The 606-nt window shown below is 69.6% G+C and carries 1 protein-coding gene; it reads left to right on the top strand.

Going from position 1 to position 606, the window contains the following annotated elements:
* Positions 1-591: amidohydrolase family protein (locus AD89_RS0117530; RefSeq protein WP_025780955.1), on the top strand; the 591-nt coding region annotated here is incomplete at its 5' end.
* Positions 592-606 lie beyond the last annotated feature (15 nt).

The raw sequence follows: 606 nt of genomic DNA, 5'->3' as shown, positions 1-606 counted from the left end.
ATCGCCGCGGCCAAGGCCGAGGGCATCAAGCTCACCGTCGAGACCTGCCCGCACTACCTCGTCTTCACCGCCGAGGAGATCCCGGACGGGGCGACGACGCACAAATGCTGCCCGCCGATCCGTGAGGAATCGAACCGGGAGGCGCTGTGGCAGGGGCTCATCGACGGCACGATCGACTGCATCGTCTCCGACCACTCGCCCTCGACGGCCGAACTCAAACTGCTCGACACAGGCGATTTCGGTGCGGCGTGGGGCGGGATCTCGTCGCTGCAGCTGGGACTCTCGCTCGTGTGGACCGAAGCCGCGAAGCGCGGAATCGAGCTCGCCGAGGTGGTCCGCTGGATGTCCGCGGCGCCGGCGGCCGTGGCCCGGGTTGACGGCAAGGGGGCGATCGCCGAGGGCAATGACGCGGACTTCGCCGTCTTCGCCCCCGACGACGAGTGGACGGTGCGGGCCACGGAACTCTGGCACCGCAACCAGATCAGCGCGTACGACACCCGCGCCGTCCGCGGTCGGGTGACGCGAACCGTGCTGCGCGGTGCCCCGGTCGACTTCGAGGCCCCCGCAGGCCGACTCCTCAACGCCCGCTGAATTACTACCCGACGG

The organism is Brevibacterium sp. VCM10 (assembly GCF_000583215.1).
In the GTDB taxonomy this organism is placed as follows: Bacteria; Actinomycetota; Actinomycetes; order Actinomycetales; family Brevibacteriaceae; genus Brevibacterium; species Brevibacterium linens.
This window is presented reverse-complemented; position numbering and strand designations above follow the sequence as displayed.